Genomic DNA, 949 nt, shown 5'->3' with positions numbered 1-949 from the left:
GCAATGAAAGACGGTGAGCTGGTGATATGGGATAGTGTTCACCCTTGTTACACCGTTTTCCATGAGCAAACTGAAACGTTTTCATCGCTCTGGAGTGAATACCACGACGATTTCCGGCAGTTTCTACACATATATTCGCAAGATGTGGCGTGTTACGGTGAAAACCTGGCCTATTTCCCTAAAGGGTTTATTGAGAATATGTTTTTCGTCTCAGCCAATCCCTGGGTGAGTTTCACCAGTTTTGATTTAAACGTGGCCAATATGGACAACTTCTTCGCCCCCGTTTTCACCATGGGCAAATATTATACGCAAGGCGACAAGGTGCTGATGCCGCTGGCGATTCAGGTTCATCATGCCGTTTGTGATGGCTTCCATGTCGGCAGAATGCTTAATGAATTACAACAGTACTGCGATGAGTGGCAGGGCGGGGCGTAATTTTTTTAAGGCAGTTATTGGTGCCCTTAAACGCCTGGTTGCTACGCCTGAATAAGTGATAATAAGCGGATGAATGGCAGAAATTCGAAAGCAAATTCGACCCGGTCGTCGGTTCAGGGCAGGGTCGTTAAATAGCCGCTTATGTCTATTGCTGGTTTACCGGTTTATTGACTACCGGAAGCAGTGTGACCGTGTGCTTCTCAAATGCCTGAGGCCAGTTTGCTCAGGCTCTCCCCGTGGAGGTAATAATTGACGATATGATCATTTATTCTGCCTCCCAGAGCCTGATAAAAACGGTTAGCGCTTCGTTAATACAGATGTAGGTGTTCCACAGGGTAGCCAGCAGCATCCTGCGATGCAGATCCGGAACATAATGGTGCAGGGCGCTTGTTTCGGCGTGGGTATGGTGGCAGGCCCCGTGGCCGGGGGACTGTTGGGCGCTGCCGGCACCTGTCCTACGAGTTGCATGATAAAGAAGACAGTCATAAGTGCGGCGACGATAGTCATGCCCCGC

The 949-nt window shown here is 49.4% G+C and carries 1 protein-coding gene and 1 pseudogene; one reads left to right on the top strand and one right to left on the bottom strand.

The genetic code is table 11. The features are described from left to right. Positions 1–435: CatA-like O-acetyltransferase (locus V5P19_RS22945; RefSeq protein ID WP_308954154.1), on the top strand; the 435-nt coding region annotated here is incomplete at its 5' end. Between the two features lie 292 nt (positions 436–727). On the opposite strand, the pseudogene V5P19_RS22940 reads toward V5P19_RS22945, so the two are convergent. Beyond that, positions 728–829: pseudogene (locus V5P19_RS22940) on the bottom strand (hypothetical protein); the annotation flags it as partial. Between the last annotated feature and the right edge of the window lie 120 nt (positions 830–949).

Origin of the sequence: Enterobacter sp. UNJFSC 003, assembly GCF_036903355.1 — a bacterium.
In the GTDB taxonomy this organism is placed as follows: Bacteria; Pseudomonadota; Gammaproteobacteria; order Enterobacterales; family Enterobacteriaceae; genus Enterobacter.
This window is presented reverse-complemented; position numbering and strand designations above follow the sequence as displayed.